The 20,743-nt window shown below is 54.9% G+C and carries 21 protein-coding genes and 1 other annotated feature; of the genes, 2 read left to right on the forward strand and 19 right to left on the reverse strand.

The features are described 5' to 3' along the window. Positions 1–136: 136 nt before the first annotated feature. The 19 genes from arnF to thrS all read right to left on the reverse strand — a co-directional run bounded on the left by arnF (position 137) and on the right by thrS (position 18,376). On the reverse strand, positions 137–529 hold the full coding sequence (gene arnF / locus ACRDCA_RS11420; protein WP_438689610.1) for a 4-amino-4-deoxy-L-arabinose-phosphoundecaprenol flippase subunit ArnF: 393 nt from the start codon (positions 527–529) through the stop codon (positions 137–139). After that, positions 526–870, reverse strand: coding sequence for a 4-amino-4-deoxy-L-arabinose-phosphoundecaprenol flippase subunit ArnE (arnE, locus tag ACRDCA_RS11425; protein WP_438689611.1), 345 nt, complete (start codon positions 868–870; stop codon positions 526–528). Before arnE ends, arnF begins: the two co-directional genes overlap by 4 nt. Next, positions 867–2,531, reverse strand: coding sequence for a lipid IV(A) 4-amino-4-deoxy-L-arabinosyltransferase (gene arnT, locus ACRDCA_RS11430; RefSeq protein WP_438689612.1), 1,665 nt, complete (start codon positions 2,529–2,531; stop codon positions 867–869). The genes arnE and arnT overlap by 4 nt, the downstream gene beginning before the upstream one ends. After that, positions 2,528–3,439 (reverse strand): 4-deoxy-4-formamido-L-arabinose-phosphoundecaprenol deformylase, encoded by a 912-nt coding sequence (arnD, locus tag ACRDCA_RS11435; protein WP_438689613.1) that lies wholly within the window; start codon positions 3,437–3,439, stop codon positions 2,528–2,530. The genes arnT and arnD overlap by 4 nt, the downstream gene beginning before the upstream one ends. Continuing rightward, positions 3,436–5,418: a bifunctional UDP-4-amino-4-deoxy-L-arabinose formyltransferase/UDP-glucuronic acid oxidase ArnA gene (gene arnA, locus ACRDCA_RS11440; RefSeq protein ID WP_438690146.1), complete on the reverse strand. Its 1,983-nt coding sequence runs from the start codon at positions 5,416–5,418 to the stop codon at positions 3,436–3,438. Before arnA ends, arnD begins: the two co-directional genes overlap by 4 nt. Continuing rightward, positions 5,418–6,398 (reverse strand): undecaprenyl-phosphate 4-deoxy-4-formamido-L-arabinose transferase, encoded by a 981-nt coding sequence (gene arnC, locus ACRDCA_RS11445; RefSeq protein WP_438689614.1) that lies wholly within the window; start codon positions 6,396–6,398, stop codon positions 5,418–5,420. Before arnC ends, arnA begins: the two co-directional genes overlap by 1 nt. After that, the gene (arnB, locus tag ACRDCA_RS11450; RefSeq protein ID WP_438689615.1) at positions 6,385–7,539 is read right to left on the reverse strand and encodes a UDP-4-amino-4-deoxy-L-arabinose aminotransferase; all 1,155 of its coding nucleotides are present in this window, start codon (positions 7,537–7,539) and stop codon (positions 6,385–6,387) included. The genes arnC and arnB overlap by 14 nt, the downstream gene beginning before the upstream one ends. A gap of 382 nt (positions 7,540–7,921) precedes the next feature. After that, the gene (btuD, locus tag ACRDCA_RS11455; protein ID WP_438689616.1) at positions 7,922–8,677 is read right to left on the reverse strand and encodes a vitamin B12 ABC transporter ATP-binding protein BtuD; all 756 of its coding nucleotides are present in this window, start codon (positions 8,675–8,677) and stop codon (positions 7,922–7,924) included. 15 nt (positions 8,678–8,692) lie between these two features. Next, positions 8,693–9,244 carry a glutathione peroxidase gene (locus tag ACRDCA_RS11460; RefSeq protein WP_438689617.1) on the reverse strand — a complete coding sequence of 184 codons (552 nt, stop codon included), beginning with the start codon at positions 9,242–9,244 and terminating at the stop codon, positions 8,693–8,695. 70 nt (positions 9,245–9,314) lie between these two features. Then, positions 9,315–10,322 carry a vitamin B12 ABC transporter permease BtuC gene (gene btuC, locus ACRDCA_RS11465; protein ID WP_438689618.1) on the reverse strand — a complete coding sequence of 336 codons (1,008 nt, stop codon included), beginning with the start codon at positions 10,320–10,322 and terminating at the stop codon, positions 9,315–9,317. 176 nt (positions 10,323–10,498) lie between these two features. Next, complete coding sequence (locus tag ACRDCA_RS11470) at positions 10,499–10,948, reverse strand: DUF2502 domain-containing protein (protein WP_438689619.1); 450 nt, start codon at positions 10,946–10,948, stop codon at positions 10,499–10,501. Positions 10,949–11,169: 221 nt separating this feature from the next. Then, on the reverse strand, positions 11,170–11,466 hold the full coding sequence (gene ihfA, locus ACRDCA_RS11475) for an integration host factor subunit alpha (protein WP_004943604.1): 297 nt from the start codon (positions 11,464–11,466) through the stop codon (positions 11,170–11,172). Between the two features lie 4 nt (positions 11,467–11,470). Next, a complete protein-coding gene (pheT, locus tag ACRDCA_RS11480) occupies positions 11,471–13,858 on the reverse strand; it encodes a phenylalanine--tRNA ligase subunit beta (RefSeq protein ID WP_438689620.1) in 2,388 nt (795 codons plus the stop codon). Positions 13,859–13,872: 14 nt separating this feature from the next. After that, on the reverse strand, positions 13,873–14,856 hold the full coding sequence (pheS, locus tag ACRDCA_RS11485; protein WP_438689621.1) for a phenylalanine--tRNA ligase subunit alpha: 984 nt from the start codon (positions 14,854–14,856) through the stop codon (positions 13,873–13,875). A 102-nt stretch (positions 14,857–14,958) separates the two neighbouring features. After that, positions 14,959–15,083: a sequence feature (Phe leader region), on the reverse strand. Continuing rightward, positions 15,033–15,077: a pheST operon leader peptide PheM gene (gene pheM, locus ACRDCA_RS11490; RefSeq protein WP_121608962.1), complete on the reverse strand. Its 45-nt coding sequence runs from the start codon at positions 15,075–15,077 to the stop codon at positions 15,033–15,035. (Overlaps the previous feature by 45 nt.) Positions 15,084–15,197: 114 nt before the next feature. Then, positions 15,198–15,554: a 50S ribosomal protein L20 gene (rplT, locus tag ACRDCA_RS11495; RefSeq protein WP_004963673.1), complete on the reverse strand. Its 357-nt coding sequence runs from the start codon at positions 15,552–15,554 to the stop codon at positions 15,198–15,200. A 43-nt stretch (positions 15,555–15,597) separates the two neighbouring features. Then, on the reverse strand, positions 15,598–15,795 hold the full coding sequence (rpmI, locus tag ACRDCA_RS11500) for a 50S ribosomal protein L35 (RefSeq protein ID WP_024485856.1): 198 nt from the start codon (positions 15,793–15,795) through the stop codon (positions 15,598–15,600). A 97-nt stretch (positions 15,796–15,892) separates the two neighbouring features. Beyond that, positions 15,893–16,444, reverse strand: coding sequence for a translation initiation factor IF-3 (gene infC / locus ACRDCA_RS11505; RefSeq protein ID WP_071683678.1), 552 nt, complete (start codon positions 16,442–16,444; stop codon positions 15,893–15,895). Between the two features lie 3 nt (positions 16,445–16,447). After that, positions 16,448–18,376, reverse strand: a complete 1,929-nt coding sequence (gene thrS / locus ACRDCA_RS11510; protein WP_411752516.1) for a threonine--tRNA ligase — start codon at positions 18,374–18,376, stop codon at positions 16,448–16,450. Positions 18,377–18,680: 304 nt separating this feature from the next. On the opposite strand from thrS, the gene ACRDCA_RS11515 reads away from it, so the two are divergent. Then, positions 18,681–19,256 (forward strand): DUF2239 family protein, encoded by a 576-nt coding sequence (locus ACRDCA_RS11515; protein WP_438689622.1) that lies wholly within the window; start codon positions 18,681–18,683, stop codon positions 19,254–19,256. A 110-nt stretch (positions 19,257–19,366) separates the two neighbouring features. After that, positions 19,367–20,731, forward strand: coding sequence for an MATE family efflux transporter (locus ACRDCA_RS11520; protein WP_438689623.1), 1,365 nt, complete (start codon positions 19,367–19,369; stop codon positions 20,729–20,731). Positions 20,732–20,743 lie beyond the last annotated feature (12 nt).

Raw genomic sequence — 20,743 nt, forward strand, 5'->3', positions numbered from 1 at the left:
CCGGATCAACCGCCTGCGGTATTTCACCCCGCCACCCCAGGTAAGGAGAATGCTGTTTGGCGTTAATTTATCGCTCAAGCTGGGAAAAAGGCAAGTTTTGGGCATGAGATATTCGAATCGACAGCGTTTTTTTTCACTATTCGCGCTTTTTTTCCGCCCGATGACCGTTAATCAGCCAGACGCCGAACAGAATAAACAACGTCCCCAGCGTTTTAAGCAGGGTGGCCGATTCATTAAACCAGGGCAGGATCACCGCAGCCAGATATACCAACGCATAGCTGACGCTCAACAGCGGATAAGCCCGGTTCAGCGGCAGGTAATGGAGCGCAAAGAACCAGCACAGCATCGATAACGCATAGCCGCAGATACCCATGGCCACTGCTAGCAGGGCCACAGCGTAATGGTTGAGTAACGGCCAGTTCACCTCAATAATGGATAGCAGCGGGATCTGCCCCATGCCCCATTTCATCAGCAACTGTGCCAGCGTGACCAGCAGTACGCTACCCGCGCCCCAAAGATAGCCTTTCATGATTGCAGACTCATCAACAGGATCCCCAGCATGATTGACACCACGCCGCACCAGTGGCGCAGCGTAGTCGGTTCATTAAACAACCAGCGTGCCGCCAGCGTCACCAGGACAAAATTGAGACTCAGCATCGGATAGGCCACACTAAGCGGCAGGCGCTGCAACACCGAGAGCCACACCAACATGCCCAGCCCCAATAGCAACACCGCCAGCGCCAACCAGCGCAGCGTTATAACCCACCGCCGTGCGGTAGCCTGTTGCCAACTGAGGGCCGCCTGCTTCTGACACAGTTGCCCTGCACAGGTGAACAGGCTAACCAGGATCACCAATAAATATGCCATCATGGCTGCTGCTTATACCATACCAATGCCATGCGGTGCATCTCGACCACGCTGTCTGGCGTTGGCAAATCTGTCGGCACATGCTCACCACGGGAGAGTTGCATCACCAGCGATACGTCCCCTTGCTTGCGAGCCTGCGTCAGCCAGCCAGCAAAATCTTCCTCGCCGATATAGTGACCTTTAGCATCCGGATAAGCCAAGCCATAGGCGATCTCGCCTTTCTCGCCGTACATCAACACATCGCTGCGTTTTAGTTCCCAGGCGAGGCCAGCGGCGATACCCACGCGATCGGCCAATACAAACCGGCTCTGACTGAGCATGGCTATATTGTCACGGGTAAAGTTTTGCGGCAGCTTGGAATCGGTCACCTGCTGCGGAATGGCATAGCCGATCAACAGGCACAGCAGCAGTGGGCAAGCGGCCGCCCAGGTCCAGCGTTTCGCGTTATCACGGGCGGAAACCACGGCAAACAGCAGCCAACCACCAAAGGCAATCAGGCCAAGCACGATTTTCGGCCATTCATCGGCGGTAAACAGCTGCACTTTGGGTAACACACCGGAACCGATCAACAGCAACGCGATAATACCAATCAGCCCAAACAGACCGTTCAGTACGGCATTGACCTTGAATACCCTGGTGCGCAGTTGACCAACACAGTCCTCGGCGTACGCCGCCATCAGCAGGGCTAACGGTGCCATGCATGGCAGAATATAGGTAGGAAGCTTGCCTTTGGCGATGCTGAAGAAGATCAGCGGCATTACCACCCAGCTCAGCAGGAAGAACAACTCCGGGCGTTGAGCGCGTTCACGCCATCCCTTGAGCAGTGAGCCTGGCAATAGTCCCAGCCACGGTAATACCGCAGCGATCAGGATCGGAAGGTAATACCAGAAGGGGGCCTTATGCTGGGCATTTTCTTCAGCAAAGCGCTGAATATGCTCCACCCAGAAAAAGTAGTTCCAAAAGTCCGGCTCACGCTGGGCTACTGCCAGCGCCCACGGCAGGCTGAGCAATGCTGCAACCACGATCGCCACCGGCCCATAGCACAACAGATCTCTGACTTTGCGCTGCTGGATCACAATCGGGATCACGGCAATCACCGGTACCGCCAGCGCCAGGAAGCCCTTGGTCATAAAACCCATGCCACAGGCCAGGCCAAGCAGCACATAGCCAGCCAGTTTCCCTTTGGCGGTGGTGGCTTGCAGCGTCAGGTAGTAGCTGACCATAGCCGCTGTCAGCCACAGTGAGATCATCGGATCGAGCACGCTGTACGTGCCGATGCTGAATACCAGCACCATTGACAGAAAGATCAGCACCGCCAGGCAGGCACGACGCGCGTTTTTCCACATCAGCCAGGCCAGGGCAAAAACCAGCAAGGCGGTCATGCCGGTGCTGAATACCGAGCCAAAGCGCACGGCAAAGTTACTGTCGCCGAACAGCCATTGGCTGATGTTATTGATCCAGTAACCGGCGACCGGCTTTTCAAAGTAGCGCAGGCCGAGCAGATGAGGGACTACCCAATCGCCACGCGCCAGCATCTCACGGCTAATCTCGGCATAGCGGGTTTCATCAGGCTGCCACAGCAACCGCCCATTCAGTGGCAGCAGGTAAACCAGAGCAAAAAAAATGGCCAAAACGATGGCCCAGGTTCCTTTCAGCGCTTTCATGTAACGTCTTTTCCCCCAACTGCGGTTTGACAACCCAACCAGCCTTCTCGGCCAGGAAACGGCGCTCGTGTAATTCGGCCTAACGGTAAAGATGATACGTCTTGCGGCAGCAATGCGCTCAGAGGACAGAACTCTATGCCCTGCTGTTTGGCACGTTGTAATAACCGTTCGAACATCGCCGACTGCGACATACCTTCAACTTCGGTGTGAATGGTGTATACCGGCACACCGCGATCGTTGGTTATCGCTTGCAGAATATAGTCATTGAAGTCCGCCATGCTGGTCTCACGGCCAATCACCTCATCAAAGGTGGGCAACGTCACGGGGATTTGCACCGTGCCGGGTTGGCCGTTCTCTAATAGCGGGCGGAAAGGATGGGTGCCTCGACAATCGCTGTTGTACTGAAAAGCAAAATCTTGCTTCACCTCCACCACGCGCTGATCGGCACGCCACCCTGCCACAGCGGAACACTGAACCGGTTCTCCGATCGCGTTTGCCAACGCATCAACGCCCAGTTGCACCTGTTGCGCCAACTGGGCTTTTGACCACTGCCCCACCTTGGCCTGCCAACCTTGGTGATCCCAAGCGTGCAATCCTACCTCATGGCCCATCTCCAGCGTACGCTTCATCAGCGGCCCCAAAGATCGAGAGATATTCCGCCCCGGCCAGGCGGTGCCTGCCAACAGAATATCCCAGCCATACAGCGATGCGGCCTTGGAACGCCACATTTTCAGCAGGAATTGAGGACGAAGCAGGCGCCACAAGTGACGCCCCATATTGTCCGGCCCGACGCTGAAGAAGAAGCTGGCCTGAATCTCGTATTTGGCCAACAGTTCCAGCAGGTGCGGTACCCCTTCACGGGTACCGCTAAAGGTGTCTACATCAACTCGCAGGCCGACCTTCTTCATGCACTCTCACCTTCCTTTACCGTGGTGCGCAGGAAGTAGTCCAGCGTCTCGGCAACGGTCTGCTGCATGGCGATGGTCGGCTGCCAGTCCAGCAGGCGGCGCGCGTTCTTGATGCTTGGCGTACGATGCTCGACATCCTGATAGCCTTTGCCGTAGTAGCTGCTGCTTTCCACATCCTTGAAACCGGCAAACGGTGGGAAATTGCCGCGCAGCGGATGCTCGTTGAAGCTGGCCAGCAGCATTTCCGCCAATTCACGAATACTGGCTTCGTTGGTCGGGTTGCCGATGTTGACGATTTGACCATCGCACTGGCCGTCACGGTTTTCAATAATGCGGTACAGCGCTTCGATACCGTCGTTGATGTCGGTAAAGCAGCGTTTCTGCGCCCCACCGTCCACCAGCTTGATAGGAGATCCTTCAACCAGGTTCAGGATCAACTGAGTGATCGCGCGGGAAGAACCGATACGCGCCGCGTCCAGGTTGTCCAGGCGTGGCCCCATCCAGTTAAACGGACGGAACAGCGTGAATTTGAGGCCTTCTTTGGCTCCATAGGCCCAGATCACCCGGTCCAGCAATTGCTTGGAGACCGAGTAGATCCAACGCTGTTTGTTGATTGGCCCGACGATCAGACGTGAGGTGTCCTCATCAAACTCTTTATCGTCACACATGCCATACACTTCGGAAGTCGACGGGAAGATGATGCGTTTGTTGTATTTCACACAGTCGCGGACGATTTTCAGGTTTTCTTCGAAATCCAACTCGAAAACGCGCAGCGGGTTACGGGTGTATTCGATCGGTGTAGCGATCGCTACCAGCGGCAACACCACGTCGCATTTCTTGATGTGATATTCGATCCACTCGGAATGGATACTGATATCCCCTTCCACAAAGTGGAAACGCGGGTTATCCAGGAAACGGCCGATCGCATCAGAGCCGATATCCAGGCCGTAGATATCATAACGATCTTCGCGCAACAGGCGTTCGGTGAGGTGGTTGCCGATAAAGCCGTTCACGCCAAGGATCAGCACGCGGGTCCGACGTTTCATCACGGAATTAGGCTTGGCAGCCAGACGCACGTCGGTCACCATGCCCATTTCCAGCGCCAGACGGCTGCCCTGCACATACAGGCCCGACTCGCTCTGGCCAGCAACAATTTCCAGCGCCCCTTCACCACAAGCGATCACCAGTGGCGTGGTGCTCAGCACCGTACCCGGTTGCTTATCGTGTGCGGTATTCAGCACGCGTGCGCGCCAAACGATCATCTTGCGCTGGCCCAGATAGCTGAATGCGCCCGGATAAGGTTCGGTAACGGCACGCACCAGATTGTTGATTTCACGGGCGGATTTGTGCCAGAGGATCTCACCATCGGCGGCGGTACGGCGACCAAAGTAGCTGGAATCCGCTTCATTCTGTACGGTCAGTGTCGCTGTGCCATTTTTCAGTTTCGGCAGTTGCTCTTTCAACACAACCTGTGCCGCTTCCAACACTTTTTTGTGCAGCGTCAGCGCCGTGTCCTGCTCGGAAATCGCCACCTTATGCTGGCCGACGATATCACCGGCGTCTGGGCGTCTGACCATCTTGTGCAGCGTAGCGCCGGTTGCCGTTTCGCCGTTCACCAGTGCCCAATTGATTGGCGCACGGCCACGATAGCGCGGCAACAGTGAACCATGCAGGTTAAACCCGCCGTTAGGGGCCAGCGACAGGATCTCTTCGCTCAGCATGTTACGGTAATAGAAAGAGAAGATGATATCCGGTTGCAGCTCACGGATGCGTTCCACCCATAGCGGATGATTGACGTCCTCCGGCGCATACACCGGCAACTCCAGTTCGGCACCCAGACGAGCAACGGAAGAGAAGAAGTTGTTCTCACCTGGGTCTTCGGTATGGGTAAACACGGCCTGTACGTTATAGCCCGCTTCTGTCAGCGCTTTCAAGCCTGCGCAGCCGATATCATGGTAAGCAAATACGATAGCTTTCATCATTCTTCTTCCTGAGTATTTTGGGTTGGTTTAGCACCAACCACTTTCTGGACAAAATAGCGGGGACGAGCACGGACATCGTTATAAATCCGGCCGATGTACTCCCCTAACAATCCCATACCGACAAACTGTGCACCGATAAAGGTGAATAGCACCGCAAACAGCGTGAAGACCCCACCTGCCGCCCATTCAGGCCCCAGGATCAGGCGCAGCACGATCAACAGCACCGCCAGCACGAAGCCCGACAGCGCGATCACGCTGCCCACCACGCTGAGCAACCGCAGCGGCGTGGTAGTCAGACAGGTGATCAGGTCATACATCAGGTTGATCAGCTTCATCAGGCTGTATTTGGAGTCACCGAACTCGCGCTCGGCGTGGCGTACCTCGATCTCCGTGGTGCGGCGAGCAAAGGTGTTGGCCAGGATCGGAATAAAGGTGCTGCGCTCATGACAGTGCAGCATCGCGTCAATAATGTGGCGGCGATAGGCACGCAGCATGCATCCATAGTCGCCCATGGATTTGCCGGTGGCGCGCTGGATCATCATGTTGATCATGCGTGAGGCGGTTTTGCGGAACCAGGAATCCTGACGGTTGGCACGTACGGTACCCACCACGTCATAGCCCTCTTGCGCAACGCTGACCAGACGGGGAATTTCCTCCGGCGGGTTTTGCAGATCGGCATCCAAAGTGATCACCAGATCGCCGCTGACCTGATTGAAGCCCGCCATAATGGCGGAATGCTGGCCGTAGTTACGATTCAGTAGCACGGCAATAATGCAACTGCCGGGCTGTTCCGCTGCGGCGGTCAACATGGCGGCGGAGTCGTCGCTACTGCCATCATCAACCAGGATAATTTCATAGGGTTGCAGTAACTGCTTACAGGCAGCGGTGGTGCGTTCCAGCAAGGCAGGTAAACTTTCCTGCTCGTTGAACACCGGGATCACCACCGAAACTTTACTAATCGGTTCAGCGCGAGACACTTGAAGACTCCAGAACAGAAGACAGGGCATTGACCACACGATCGACATCGGCTTCGGTCATATCCGGGAACAGCGGTAAGGTACACAGGCGTGCCGAGTTCCATTCGGTATTGGGCAGTGACAGCTGTGGGTAACGTTCACGATAGAATTTTTGCGTATGCGCCGCGCGAAAATGCAGGCCGGTGCCCACGCCGACTTCTTTCAGCCGTTCCATCAATTGATCGCGCTCAATACCACAGCGCTGGGCATCAACACGTACCATAAACAGATGCCAGGCGTGTTCGTGCGGGTAATCCGGCAACCCCAACGGTTGGCAAGGCGAGTCTTGCAGTGCGGCCAGATAACGTTCCGCCAGCACCTTGCGCCGGGCATTCAGTTCAGGCAAACGCGCCAACTGCACCACGGCGATCGCCGCGTGAATATCGGACAGGTTATATTTATAGCCAGGCTCAACTACTTCGGCCTGTGGCTTACGCCCCTGTAATTGACGATCGAAGGCATCAACACCCAAGCCGTGGAATTTCAGGCAGCGGACGCGATCGGCCAATTCATCATCATCGGTAGCGATCAGGCCACCTTCGGCACAGGTCAGGTTCTTGATGGCGTGGAAAGAGAAGATCGCGGTACCCCGTGCGCCGACCCATTCACCATTGAAACGAGCGCCCACGGCATGAGCCGCATCTTCAATCAGGGGGATATTGTGACGTTGTGCCACATCGCGTAACGCATCCATTGGTAATGGCGCGCCCGCATAGTGAACGGGAACAATCGCTTTGGTACGTGCGGTGATGGCCGCTTCAACATCCGCTGCGCTGACCATCAACGTATCACGGTCGATATCGATCATCACCGGCGTAGCGCCAAGCAACTCGATCATATTGAGGGTGGACACCCAGGTCTGAGAGGGAGTAATCACCTCATCACCAGGCCCGATCCTCAGAGACATCAAGGTGATATGCATACCTGCCGTTGCAGAACTGACGGCCACCGCATGCTTGCAGCCAAAGGTTCGGCAAAACTCGCTTTCCAACTGCTGATTTTGCGGCCCGGTGGTGATCCAGCCGGAACGCAACACCTTTTCTACCGCCGCAATTTCTTCATCCCCAATCGCCGGGCGTGAAAAAGGCAGGAATTGATCCATAATTAAACCCCAAACGTCTCGATTTTCTTTAAGCCACTGTAAGACTCTTACATTTAACGAATAGTAAACGTCACAGAGAATGGTTCCTGGTAAATTAACCACCAATGTACTTGGGTAAGCTTAACTAAACCTTAAGGGGGGAATTATTATCAGGAAACTTTTTGCAAAACGTTGGCAGCAGTGAAATAGTTATCTTCTGTATAATCATAATGTTATACAGTTATAATTATTTACCGAATTTTATTTGAACCTAATCAGCCTAGCAGGGAATGGGCGTTGTTCAACAAAGCTGGCGGGATTAACGGAGGAATTTCGCTCCCCCGTAGAGTAATTATATCGTGCACGTTTACTTTTCGTTTAACTCCTATTTACGGCAACATCACTAGGCCGTTTTAGTCATAATCCAGCGTTGCTCCCCCACCGCCTGCAGATGGAAATCCACTTCGTAGACCCTGGATAATAGCCCCGGCTCCATGACCTCGTGCGTATTCCCCTCAGCCACCAGCCGCCCGGCTTGCAGTAACCAGACTCGATCGGCCTGTTGCAAGGTATGATTGAGATCGTGAGCGCAGACCAGCGCACTGCGGGCATTTTGACAAAATTCTTGCAGTAAGCGATCGAGCGCCACCTTTTGCGCCACATCCAGGCTGTTGGTGGGTTCATCAAGCAGCAGCAGTTGGCTCAGCGGGTTGACCGTTGGCCAAACCTGCAACAGCACCGCAGCCAGCCGCACCCGTTGCCATTCGCCCCCTGAGAGCTGGGTCAACATGCGGGATAACTTATCCGCCAGCTTCAGGCTACGGGCCAGATAAACAATCGTGCTTTCCAGTTCACCTGCGTCCGCCCCAGCGGGCTGATGCAAGGCGAGATATTGAAACACCGGCATCAGCGCAACCGGAGGCTGCTGCTGACACAGATAAGCCCGGTGTCTGGCCAGCTCCGCCCCCGTATACGCCTCCAGCAACCGGCCAGATAAACGAATTTCGCCAGACCCCGGCAGCATTCCCGCCAATCTGGCCAACAGCGTACTCTTGCCTGCGCCGTTTGGGCCGATCAGGTGCACCTGCAACCCAGCGGCGATTTGCCCCGAAAACGGCATTAATCGCCCTTCTACCCCGACCTCACTGAGTTGCAGCATGGTGCTATCGCTCCTTTACTTGGCCAAGGCCTGTTTGATGGCCTCGGACACCTGCGGATCTTCCGGCGTCATATCCGGTGAGAAACGCTGGATCACCGTGCCATCACGGCCAATCAAGAACTTCTCAAAGTTCCACAGGATATCGCCGGTTTGCTTCGGTGCACGGCCTTTGCTGCTCATCCGCTCCAGGAAACCGCTGCCTTCCGGCGCAACGGCCTGTGGTTGTGCGGCAATCAGTTGCCGATACAGCGGATGACGCCCTTCGCCATTGACTTCGATTTTGGCAAACATCGGGAATTGGACGCCAAAGGTGCCACGGCAGAACGCCAGGATCTCTTCATTGCTGCCCGGCTCCTGACCAAGAAACTCGTTGGAGGGGAAGCCCAACACCGCAAAACCCTGCTCACGCCAGGTTTCATAAAGCTTTTCCAGACCTTCGTACTGCTTGGTCAGGCCGCATTCCGACGCCACGTTGACCACCAGCAGCACCTTGCCCGCATAGGCGTCCAGCGTGGTTGATTGGTTCTCGATGGTTTGCAGGGGAATGGCATAAATCGGGTTGCTCATCAGATGTTATCCTTTGGTTTTATTTGCAGGTGATACAGAAAAACGCCGCCGGCGATCGCCGGTAGCCGGTTTACCTTACGCTTTTTGTCCGGGCCAGTAACCAGATAAAAAGTGGCGCTCCCAGCGTCGCAGTCACCACGCCGATGGGTAATTCCGCCGAAAACAACGCAATCCTCGCCACCACGTCTGCCACCAATAACACGCCCGCCCCCGCCAGCGCACAGCCAGGCAGCAGATAGCGCTGGTTGGTCAAACCGCTGAGGCGCAAAATGTGCGGGATCACCAGACCGAGAAAGCCAATCACGCCCGCCAGCGCCACGCTGGTTCCCACCAACCAGCCAATAGCCAGCACCAGCAGATTACGCCATACATGCAGGGAAAGACCCAACTGCCGCGCCTGCATCTCGCCAAGCGTCATCAAGTTGAGTGGCTTGCCTTGCGCGCATAACCACAGCAGCACCGGCAACAGGGCTAACAGCAGCCATTTCTGCCGCCAATCCACGCCGCCGAAACCGCCCATCATCCAATACATCAACTGTCGCAGATCGAGGCTCGAACTGAAATAGACGGCCCAGGTCATGATCGCGCTGCACACAATCCCCAGCGCGACACCCACCAGTAGCAAACGCGCGTTGCTCAACCGGCGGCGGCGGGCAAACATCAGCAACAACAAGGTCATCACCAACGCGCCAATAATGGCGTTCATGCTCATCACCGCTACTGGCAACAGGCCGTTACCGAACAGTACCGTCAGCACCAGCGCCACTCCGGCACCGTTGGATACGCCCAGCAACCCTGGTTCCGCCAGCGGGTTCTCGAACAGTGCCTGCATTGCTGCCCCAGCCACCGCCAGGCTTGCCCCTACCAGCATCACCGCCAGCGCGCGTGGCAGCCGCAATTGCCAGACAAACAGTTGTGCAGGCTCACTCAACCATTGCGCAGGCCAGATCCACAGATCCCCGGCGCTCAGGCTGAAGGCAAACGCCAGCACGACGCCCAGCGCCAGCCAGGACAAATAGCGTTTATCGCGTCGGTGTTGATGCTGTTGTAACAACGTGAAGGTTTGACTGCTCGGCATGACTACACAACTTCCCTACTGGCCAGGATTATGGCCTGAAAATAACGTCTTGCAGCAAATAGTAGGAGGTTCGGGCGCTGAGGGGAAGGTTTGAATGCGTGAATGGTGGGGAAAACAGCGGCTGGCACTGCCGGGCATCAAGATGATGATGGCAATACCAGCCTCCGTGGAATTGATTAACGCTGTGGGCCGTTGCCCTTGTCTGGGTAAGGTTTACCCTGCCCATTGCCGTTATTGTTGTTGCCACGGTCATGATCGTTGCCACGATCGTGCTGATCATCACGGCCGCCGTTGTCATGCTGGTTGTTATGCGCATTGCCATTGTCATGACGATCGCCGTGGAAAGGGTTGCCTCCACGCGGTTGATTACCGTGTGCCGGAGCCGGTTGCCAGCGGCCACCGTCCCAATACAGGCCACGAACGTTACGTTCCCCTATGCCACGCCCCTGATGTTCATGCCACCACTGCGGTGGACGCCAGTCGTAGCCATCCCAGTAGTAACCGCGTTTATCCTGATCACCAAGATGCAGTGAAACACCGGGCACGTTGATATCAATAGAGACGGCCGCCTGGGCCGCAATCGGCAGCAACAGCGGTAAACACACCAGCAACAGGATCTTTTTCATTGGACGCTCTCCCTTTAGTAAAGCTGGGATGGTTATATCAAGGCCCCCCTGGCACGCCTATTGGAGCAACGCCGATTTTCAGATCGTTTTCGCTCTGCTTACGCAATTCCTACACGGTTATTTTGGTGAGAACGGGTTCAACATGCGGCGCCCCTACAGGATTGGCCCAGTAGCTCCCAAAGAAAAAGGCCGCTTGCGCGGCCTTTTTGGCGTTGTGTAACTTACTCTTTCGGGCTGGCGTTCTCCACCCGGCTTTTCAGTTTCTGTCCCGGACGGAAAGTGACCACGCGGCGCGCCGTAATCGGAATGTCCTCACCGGTTTTCGGGTTGCGTCCCGGACGTTGGTTCTTGTCTCGCAAATCAAAATTGCCAAAACCAGACAGCTTGACCTGTTCCCCATTCTCCAGAGCCCGACGGACCTCTTCAAAGAACAGTTCTACCAGGTCTTTGGCATCCCGTTTGCTAAGCCCTAGCTTCTCAAACAGGTGTTCTGACATTTCAGCTTTAGTAAGCGCCATAGGTTCAATCCCTCAAGGATGCTTGGAATCGCTGTTTTAGAGCCTCTACACATTTTGCAACGGTAGCGGCAATCTCCTCTTCTTCCAGTGTACGGGCGGTATCCTGCAATACCAGACTGATAGCCAGGCTCTTATAACCCTCAGCTACGCCCTTGCCACGGTACACATCAAACAAGTTTACGCCAACTACCTGATTTGCGCCAACTTTCTTACACTCTGCCAAAATATCTTCTGCGGCGACGTTTTCAGCCACTACAACGGCGATATCGCGGCGGTTTGCAGGGAAGCGAGAAACCTCTCGGGCCTGAGGCACGGCGCGGCTTGCGACCTTGTTCCACTCCAATTCAAATACCACAGTTCGGCCGTTAAGATCCAGTTTACGTTCAAGTTCTGGGTGCACAACACCGATAAAACCGACACGTTCGCCGTGTAAATAAATGGCCGCACTCTGCCCAGGATGCAGGGCTGGATTGGATTGTGCCTTGAACTGAATTTCGGATAATTTACCGGTCAGCTCCAGTACCGACTCCAGATCCCCTTTCAAATCATAGAAGTCCACCGGCTTTCTTGCCAGATCCCAATGTTCATCATGGGTATGCCCGGCAATCACGCCAGCCAGCATGACATCCTGACGGATCCCCAGATTCGCCGCAGTATCAGGCACAAAGCGCAGCCCGCTCTCAAACAGGCGCACACGCGTTTGCTGGCGATTCTGGTTATAAACCACCGCCGACAGCAGGCCCGTCCACAGCGACAGACGCATGGCAGACATCTCTACCGAGATAGGGCTTGGCAGGATCAACGCTTCTTCAGCTGGGTGCAACAGCGCCTGTACTTTCGGGTCGACAAAACTGTAAGTAATTGCTTCCTGATAGCCATGATCGACCAACATGGTCTTCACACGCTTCAGCGTCAGATCGGCTTCACGGTGTTTGGTCATCACCAGATCGGCGCGCACAGGCACATCCGGGATGTTGTTGTAGCCATACACGCGGGCCACTTCTTCCACCAGATCTTCTTCGATCTCCATATCGAAACGCCAGCTTGGTGCGACCGCCAGCCAGTTGTCACCCTGCTCGGTAACCTGACAACCCAGGCGGCGCAGAATATCGCTCACCTGCTCACTTGGGACCACGTGGCCAATCAGGCGGTCCAGCTTTTCACGGCGCAGCGCAATGGTGGCACGCTTCGGTAAGGTGCTTTCATCGCTGACATCAATGATTGGGCCAGCCTGACCACCGCAGATCTCGATCAGCAGGCGTGTGGCACGCTCCATCGCTTTATGTTGCAGTGCCGGGTCAACGCCACGCTCGTAACGATGGGAGGCGTCGGTATGCAGGCCATGACGGCGAGCGCGGCCAGTAATCGACAGCGGGCTGAAGAAGGCGCATTCCAGCAGCACATCCTGGGTTTCGTCATTCACGCCGGAATGCTCGCCACCAAAGATACCGCCCATTGCCAGCGCTTTTTGCTCATCGGCAATCACCAGCGTATCCGCCTGCAATTTGGCTTCGTTGCCATCCAGCAGACGCAGGGTTTCACCTTCGCGGGCCATACGCACCACGATACCGCCTTCAATGCGATTGAGGTCAAAAGCGTGCATTGGCTGGCCCAGCTCCATCAGCACGTAGTTGGTCACGTCTACCACGGCATCAATCGAGCGAATACCGGCGCGGCGCAGCTTCTCACGCATCCACAGCGGTGAAGGTGCCTTCACGTTGATGCCTTTCACTACGCGGCCAAGGTAACGTGGGCAGGCTTGTGGAGCCTCTACGCGGATTGGCAGCGTGTCGGTGATGGTGGCTGCAACCGGGCTCATATCCGGCTCGGTGAGCGGCAGTTGGTTCAGCACGGCAACGTCGCGCGCTACGCCAATGATGCCCAGGCAATCGGCACGGTTCGGCGTAACGCTGATTTCGATCGCGCTATCGTTCAGTTGCAGATAATCGCGGATATCGGTACCGATCGGCGCATCTTGCGGCAGCTCGATGATGCCACCATGATCGTCGGAAATCGCCAGTTCGGAGAACGAACACAGCATACCTTCGGAAGGCTCGCCACGCAGCTTGGCGGCTTTGATTTTGAAATCACCCGGCAGCACGGCACCGACGGTAGCAACAGCCACTTTCAGGCCAACACGGCAGTTTGGCGCACCACAAACGATGTCTAACAGGCGTTCGCCGCCCACGTCCACTTTGGTAACGCGCAGTTTGTCGGCGTTCGGGTGCTGACCGCACTCCACCACGTGGCCCACGACCACGCCGTTGAACACGCCAGCCACCGGCTCAACGCCGTCCACTTCCAGGCCAGCCATGGTGATTTGATCGGATAATGCTTCGCTGCTGATGGCCGGGTTTACCCACTCGCGCAACCAGAGTTCACTGAATTTCATGTGATATTCCCGCCTTACTTAAACTGTTTGAGGAAACGCAGATCGTTTTCGAAGAACGCACGCAGATCGGTGACACCGTAACGCAGCATCGTCAGACGCTCCATACCCATGCCGAAGGCAAAACCGGAATAGATTTCCGGATCGATGCCCACGTTGCGCAGTACGTTCGGGTGCACCATGCCGCAGCCTAACACTTCCAGCCACTTGCCGTTCTTGCCCATCACGTCCACTTCGGCAGAAGGCTCGGTGAACGGGAAATAGGAAGGACGGAAACGCACCTGCAGGTCTTCTTCAAAGAAGTTGTTCAGGAAATCGTGCAGCGTCCCTTTCAGATTGGTAAAGCTGATGTCTTTATCGACAATCAGCCCTTCCATCTGATGGAACATCGGGGTGTGCGTCTGATCGTAGTCGTTACGATACACACGGCCCGGCGCAATGATGCGGATTGGTGGCTGCTGGTTCTTCATGGTGCGGATCTGCACGCCCGAGGTCTGGGTGCGCAGCAGACGCGTGGCATCAAACCAGAAGGTGTCATGATCGGCGCGCGCCGGGTGGTGCCCGGGGATGTTCAGCGCATCGAAGTTATGATAGTCATCTTCGATTTCCGGGCCGGTCTCTACCGAGAAGCCCAGCTCACCAAAGAAGGTTTCAATGCGATCGATGGTGCGGGTGACCGGGTGCAGGCCACCGTTCTCCAGGCGACGCCCCGGCAGCGAGACATCGATGGTCTCCGCCGCCAGGCGGGCGTTCAGTACCGCAGACTCCAACGCGTTCTTGCGCGCGTTCAGCGCATCCTGAACTTCCTGTTTTGCCTGGTTGATCACCGCCCCGGCTGCCGGGCGCTCTTCCGCTGGCACTTCACGCAGGGACTGCATCTGTAAGGTGAAATGACCTTTCTTGCCAAAATATTCGACGCGTACCAAATCCAACGCGGCAACATCTTGGGCATCGTCTACGGCTGCCTTGGCGTTGGCAACCAGCTCTGCGAGATGTGACATTGCTTTCCTCTTCCTCTGGCCCTATGGCCCGCTAAGTAATTATTGTGATTTTTCGAACACACCTGGCACTCATCCCCAAAGCACTCATTGGCGATGAGCGGAAACAAAAAAGCCTCCACTTGGGAGGCTTAGGCGCTACTTTCCGTTTCTTTTCTTACGCGCAAAGCCTCCTGAAGTCAGGCGCTAAAGTAAAAAAAGAAGCGGAAAATAACAGCGTGCATGGTTGTCGTACCTTAGTCGTTAGCTTGGCTACCAGTGTTATAGCGCCAGCCAGTAAAAGTCAATATCTGTAGTGATAACAAATAGTAAAAGAGGGAGCAAGCTCCCTCTTTTCAACTAGCTTACGCCAGTGCTGCTTTCGCTTTTTCAACCAGTGCGCCGAAGGCCACTTTGTCGAATACTGCGATGTCAGCCAGGATCTTACGGTCAATTTCAATAGAAGCTTTTTTCAAGCCGTTAATGAATTTGCTGTAAGACAAGCCGTTCTGACGAGCAGCTGCGTTGATACGTGCAATCCACAGCTGACGGAACTGACGCTTACGTTGACGACGGTCACGGTAAGCATACTGACCTGCTTTGATTACTGCCTGGAAGGCAACACGATAAACGCGCGAACGGGCACCGTAGTAACCTTTCGCTTGTTTCAGTATTTTCTTGTGACGTGCGCGTGCAATTACACCACGTTTTACGCGAGCCATATGCTCTCTCCTAAAGTCTTATTCTAGATTCAAAAAATGTGGCTTATGCGTACGGCAGGCACGCGATAACCAGGACCAGATCGTTTTTAGACACCATGCCTTTCGGACGCAGATGACGTTTACGCTTGGTTGCTTTTTTGGTCAGAATATGACGCAGGTTAGCATGTTTGCGCTTAAAACCACCGCTGCCGGTCTTTTTGAAGCGCTTGGCTGCACCACGTACAGTTTTAATCTTTGGCATGTTAATTAAATCCACTTCGCATTGTTAAACAACGAATCAGTGAGGCGAATAAAACCCACGCACGCTTGCACGGCGCGGGTTCGATTACTTGGAAGCCTTACTGTTTCTTCTTGGGTGCGAGCACCATAATCATCTGACGGCCTTCGATCCGAGTAGGGAAGGATTCGACAACTGCCAGATCAATATCTTCACACAGGTCTTTACGGACGCGGTTAAGCACTTCCATACCGATCTGCTGGTGCGCCATTTCACGCCCACGGAAACGCAGGGTGATCTTGGCTTTATCGCCATCTTCCAGAAAGCGAATCAGGTTGCGTAGTTTGACCTGATAGTCGCCATCATCGGTGCCAGGACGGAATTTGATTTCCTTAACCTGGATAACTTTTTGCTTCTTCTTCTGTTCTTTGGTCGACTTGCTCTTCTCGTAGAGGAATTTGCCGTAATCCATGATCCGGCAAACTGGCGGTTCGGCATTTGGGCTGATTTCTACTAAATCAACACCCGCTTCCTCAGCTTTTTCAAGAGCTTCATTCAGACTGACAATACCAATCTGCTCGCCATCGACGCCGGTTAGGCGAACTTCTTGCGCGCGAATTTCTTTGTTAATGCGATTTGGACGCGCCGGTTGAACTCGTTTTCCGCCTTTAATACTTTATTCCTCCAGTTGATGAAGACTTCGGCTGCGGATCTCATGTAGCAGCTTGTCTACGACTTCTTGTACGTCCAGGCTCCCCAGGTCTTTGCCACGGCGGGTACGAACGGCAACTTTGCCTGATTCGACCTCTTTATCACCGCACACCAACATGTATGGAACCCGTCGTAAAGTATGTTCGCGAATTTTAAAGCCAATCTTCTCGTTTCTCAAGTCCGCTTTTGCCCGAATCCCTGCATCTTGCAGTTTTTTGGTCAATTGCTGGACATAATCAGACTGGCTGTCGGTGATATTCATCACCACTACCTGCACTGGAGCAATCCAGGTTGGGTAGAAACCGGCATATTCTTCGGTAAGGATACCGATGAAGCGCTCCATGGAGCCAAGAATAGCACGGTGGATCATTACCGGGACCACGCGTTCGTTGTTTTCGCCAACATACGACGCGCCTAAACGGCCCGGTAAGAAGAAATCGAGTTGCACGGTACCACATTGCCATGCGCGATCCAAACAATCATGCAAGGTAAATTCAATTTTTGGTCCGTAGAAAGCGCCCTCACCCGGCTGATATTCAAACGGAATCCCGTTTTCAGTCAGCGCAGCGGCCAGATCGTTTTCAGCTCGAGTCCACATTTCATCAGTACCGATGCGCTTTTCAGGACGGGTGGAGAGTTTCACCACGATCTTTTCAAAGCCAAACACACCGTACATATCGTAGACCATTTTGATGCAGTCGTTCACTTCGGAACGCACCTGATCTTCGGTACAGAAGATGTGGGCATCATCCTGAGTAAAGCCACGCACACGCATCAGGCCATGCAGCGAACCGGATGGTTCGTTACGGTGGCAGCTACCGAACTCGCCCATACGCAGCGGCAGGTCACGGTAGGATTTCAAGCCCTGGTTGAAGATCTGCACGTGGCCCGGGCAGTTCATCGGCTTGATGCAATATTCACGGTTCTCGGAAGAGGTGGTGAACATGGCGTCTTTGTAGTTTTCCCAGTGGCCGGTTTTTTCCCACAGCACACGGTCCATCATGAACGGCCCTTTCACTTCCTGATACTGGTGCTCTTTGAGCTTCATGCGCACAAAGGCTTCCAGTTCACGGAAGATAGTCCAGCCGTCGTTATGCCAGAACACCATGCCAGGTGCCTCTTCCTGCATATGATACAGGTCGAGCTGCTTGCCGATCTTGCGGTGGTCACGCTTGGCCGCTTCTTCCAGGCGTTGCAAGTAGGCGTTCAGCTGCTTCTTGTCTGCCCAGGCAGTGCCGTAGACACGTTGCAGCATTTTATTTTTGCTGTCGCCACGCCAGTAGGCACCGGAGGTTTTCTGCAGTTTGAAATGGTGGCAGAAACGCATGTTCGGCACGTGCGGGCCACGGCACATATCCACGTATTCTTCGTGATGATACAGGCCAGGCTGGTCGTCATGGCTGATATTTTCATCCAGAATCGCCACCTTGTAGCTTTCGCCACGGGCTGCGAAGGTGTCGCGGGCTTCCTGCCAGCTCACTTTTTTCTTGATGACGTCATAATCTTTGTCGGCCAATTCATGCATCCGCTTCTCCAGCAGATCCAGATCTTCCTGCGTCAGGGTATGGTCGAGGTCAACGTCGTAGTAGAAACCGTTGTCGATCACTGGACCAATGGCCATTTTGGTATCCGGCCACAGTTGTTTGATCGCATGACCCAGCAGGTGCGCACAAGAGTGGCGCATGATTTCCAGGCCTTCGGCATCTTTGATGGTGATGATGGCCAGTTGCGCGTCGGATTCGATCGCATCGTTGGCATCAACCAGTTCACCGTTAACGCGGCCGGCGATACAGGCTTTGGCAAGGCCAGGACCGATATCACGGGCAACATCCAGCGGGGAAACGGCATGGTCGTATTGACGCTGACTTCCGTCAGGAAGAGTAATAACAGGCATTAATAATTCCTTATCTACAGTGGTGACCCACACGACAGATCACATGCAGTACAGATATTTTGGTTAGTGTTGAGTCAGTTATGCGCCATATCTCGCCCACAATTGCCAGATTGACGCACGACTTGGTCCGTTAATAACACGCGAACCTCCAGTGGCTGCTCACAGCCTTGCGAATAGTAACATTAAATCTGTGGAGGATAAATAAAGCGCAGTTTACCCTGCTGCATAATTGATCGCGCTTGACTTCCAGATACACCTCAGTCAAATTACCCGGGTAAAATAATTTAACCCGGATATAAAGCGCATGAAAATTGTTACTACGCCAAGCTGTACCGCATTCTTGCAGCATCAACGGATAGCCGCCGGGTCGTATGGCGAAGTTGCTCAGGCGCTGGCAAAGTTGGATCTCACTGCCGGTGGCCTGTTGGTGTTTGATGATGCCACGGGCTCACAGGTGGATTACCCTTGGCCAGCAGGCTACGTTTGGCCTCAGCCCGGTGGGGATATTGCAGAACCCGACGGCGAACCCGCAGCTCAGCCCTCGGTTGGGCGGCCAAAACTCGGCGTGGTTGCCCGTGAAGTGACCCTCCTGCCGCGCCATTGGGAATGGCTGGCACAACAGCGTGGCGGGGCTTCTGCGGCGCTACGTCGTTTGGTTGATGAAGCCAGACGTGTTTCGGTCGAGCAGGATAATGAACGCCGTAGCAAAGAGAACGTCTATCGCTTTATGAGCGCCATAGCCGGTTCCTTGCCGGGGTATGAAGAAGCCACCCGCGCACTGTTTGGTCATGACGCCAATCTGTTTGCCGAGCGCACCGCGCATTGGCCTGCCGATATCCAGGCCCATTTAGCCTGGATGACCCGCGATGCGTTCCCATGATGACATCTGATATCCAGGCGGGAGCAGCGCCCCTACATTCGGAACCGGGCAACGCTTTGTCAGCACACTTGGTACTCTTTACAGGCCTTTCAGCCGCAGGAAAACATTGAATGCAAACCCGTCCACAGCATAAGCAGCCCCCCCTTTGGCGCATCTATCTGATCTTTTTGGTGCCCATGGTGCTGGCCAACTTCCTGCAGGGATTTTCTGGCACGCTCAACGGTATCTACATTGGCCAGATGCTCGGCACCCATGCATTGGCCGCCATCTCCGGGATGTTCCCGGTCGTGTTCTTCTTCATCTCACTGGTGATTGGCGTCGGGGCCGGTGCCTCGGTGCTGATTGGGCAGGCGTGGGGCGCGAACGAACCGGAAAAAGTCAAAACCATTGCCGGTACCGCCTTGATGCTCGGCGTATTGCTTGGCTTGCTGGCAGCGGTCTTTGGCAGTCTGTTTGCCCGCCAGGCTTTGCAGGCGTTAGGCACGCCCGCAGACGTGCTTGAAGAAGCCGTTTCCTACGCCCGCGTCATGATGCTGATCATGCCGCTGCTACTGGTGTTTGTACTGTTCACTCAGTTGCTGCGTGGCGTCAGTGATACCGTTTCGCCACTTTTAGCCCTATTGCTGTCCACCATCGTCGGCTTGCTGCTCACTCCGGCCCTGATCCGTGGCTGGTTGGGCTTTGCCCCAATGGGCATTCAGAGTGCCGCTCTGGCGGGCATGGTGGGTAACGTGCTGGCTATGCTGTATCTGACGGTGCGCCTGCGCCGCAAAAAGCACGTGTTGGCACCCGATCGCGCCATGCTTGCGGCGATGAAACTGGATATGGTGGTACTACGCAAAGTGTTACGTATTGGCTTGCCCACCGGTCTGCAAATGGTGGTAATTTCGATGTCTGAACTGATCATCCTGACGTTGGTTAACCGCCACGGCTCGGATGCCACGGCAGCCTACGGTGCAGTGACGCAGATCGTGAACTATGTCCAATTCCCTGCCCTGTCCATCGCCGTTACCGCCTCTATATTAGGCGCTCAGGCCATCGGCGCGGGTAAAACGGAACGAATTGCCCCCATCTTGCGTACCGGGCTGTTTATCAATCTTTGGCTGACCGGTTCGTTGATCATTCTGGTCTACCTGCTGTCACACTGGATCCTGGGCCTGTTCCTCACCAGCCCGGTGGTATTGGCAGAAGCGGAGCATTTACTGCATATCATGCTGTGGAGCATGTTGGTGTTTGGTTTCCAGGCGATCGTCGGTGGCATCATGCGCGCCAGCGGTGTCGTGGTGGTGCCAGTGACGATTTCCATTCTGTGTATCGTCGCCGTGCAGTTGCCTGCGGCCTATCTACTCAGTGATCGCTTTGGCCTACAGGGCGTATGGATGGCCTTCCCTATCGCCTACTTAGTGATGTTGGCATTACAGACCACGTTCTATAGGTTGGTATGGCGGCATAAAAAAATTGAGCGCCTGGTTTGACGAGGGTGGTTT

The organism is Serratia sp. (in: enterobacteria) (genome assembly GCF_051654945.1).
In the GTDB taxonomy this organism is placed as follows: domain Bacteria; phylum Pseudomonadota; class Gammaproteobacteria; order Enterobacterales; family Enterobacteriaceae; genus Chania.

Bases quoted from the DNA above. Each gene is read 5' to 3' on its own strand.
- arnD (WP_438689613.1), bottom strand. From the start codon at position 3,439: ATGAAGAAGGTCGGCCTGCGAGTTGATGTAGACACCTTTAGCGGTACC.
- btuC (WP_438689618.1), bottom strand. From the start codon at position 10,322: ATGCCGAGCAGTCAAACCTTCACGTTGTTACAACAGCATCAACACCGA.
- ACRDCA_RS11460 (WP_438689617.1), bottom strand. From the start codon at position 9,244: ATGAGCAACCCGATTTATGCCATTCCCCTGCAAACCATCGAGAACCAA.
- arnF (WP_438689610.1), bottom strand. From the start codon at position 529: ATGAAAGGCTATCTTTGGGGCGCGGGTAGCGTACTGCTGGTCACGCTG.
- arnT (WP_438689612.1), bottom strand. From the start codon at position 2,531: ATGAAAGCGCTGAAAGGAACCTGGGCCATCGTTTTGGCCATTTTTTTT.
- arnA (WP_438690146.1), bottom strand. From the start codon at position 5,418: ATGAAAGCTATCGTATTTGCTTACCATGATATCGGCTGCGCAGGCTTG.
- ACRDCA_RS11470 (WP_438689619.1), bottom strand. From the start codon at position 10,948: ATGAAAAAGATCCTGTTGCTGGTGTGTTTACCGCTGTTGCTGCCGATT.
- arnE (WP_438689611.1), bottom strand. From the start codon at position 870: ATGATGGCATATTTATTGGTGATCCTGGTTAGCCTGTTCACCTGTGCA.
- rpmI (WP_024485856.1), bottom strand. From the start codon at position 15,795: ATGCCAAAGATTAAAACTGTACGTGGTGCAGCCAAGCGCTTCAAAAAG.
- btuD (WP_438689616.1), bottom strand. From the start codon at position 8,677: ATGCTGCAACTCAGTGAGGTCGGGGTAGAAGGGCGATTAATGCCGTTT.
- arnB (WP_438689615.1), bottom strand. From the start codon at position 7,539: ATGGATCAATTCCTGCCTTTTTCACGCCCGGCGATTGGGGATGAAGAA.
- ihfA (WP_004943604.1), bottom strand. From the start codon at position 11,466: ATGGCGCTTACTAAAGCTGAAATGTCAGAACACCTGTTTGAGAAGCTA.
- pheS (WP_438689621.1), bottom strand. From the start codon at position 14,856: ATGTCACATCTCGCAGAGCTGGTTGCCAACGCCAAGGCAGCCGTAGAC.
- ACRDCA_RS11520 (WP_438689623.1), top strand. From the start codon at position 19,367: ATGCAAACCCGTCCACAGCATAAGCAGCCCCCCCTTTGGCGCATCTAT.
- rplT (WP_004963673.1), bottom strand. From the start codon at position 15,554: ATGGCTCGCGTAAAACGTGGTGTAATTGCACGCGCACGTCACAAGAAA.
- thrS (WP_411752516.1), bottom strand. From the start codon at position 18,376: ATGCCTGTTATTACTCTTCCTGACGGAAGTCAGCGTCAATACGACCAT.
- pheT (WP_438689620.1), bottom strand. From the start codon at position 13,858: ATGAAATTCAGTGAACTCTGGTTGCGCGAGTGGGTAAACCCGGCCATC.
- ACRDCA_RS11515 (WP_438689622.1), top strand. From the start codon at position 18,681: ATGAAAATTGTTACTACGCCAAGCTGTACCGCATTCTTGCAGCATCAA.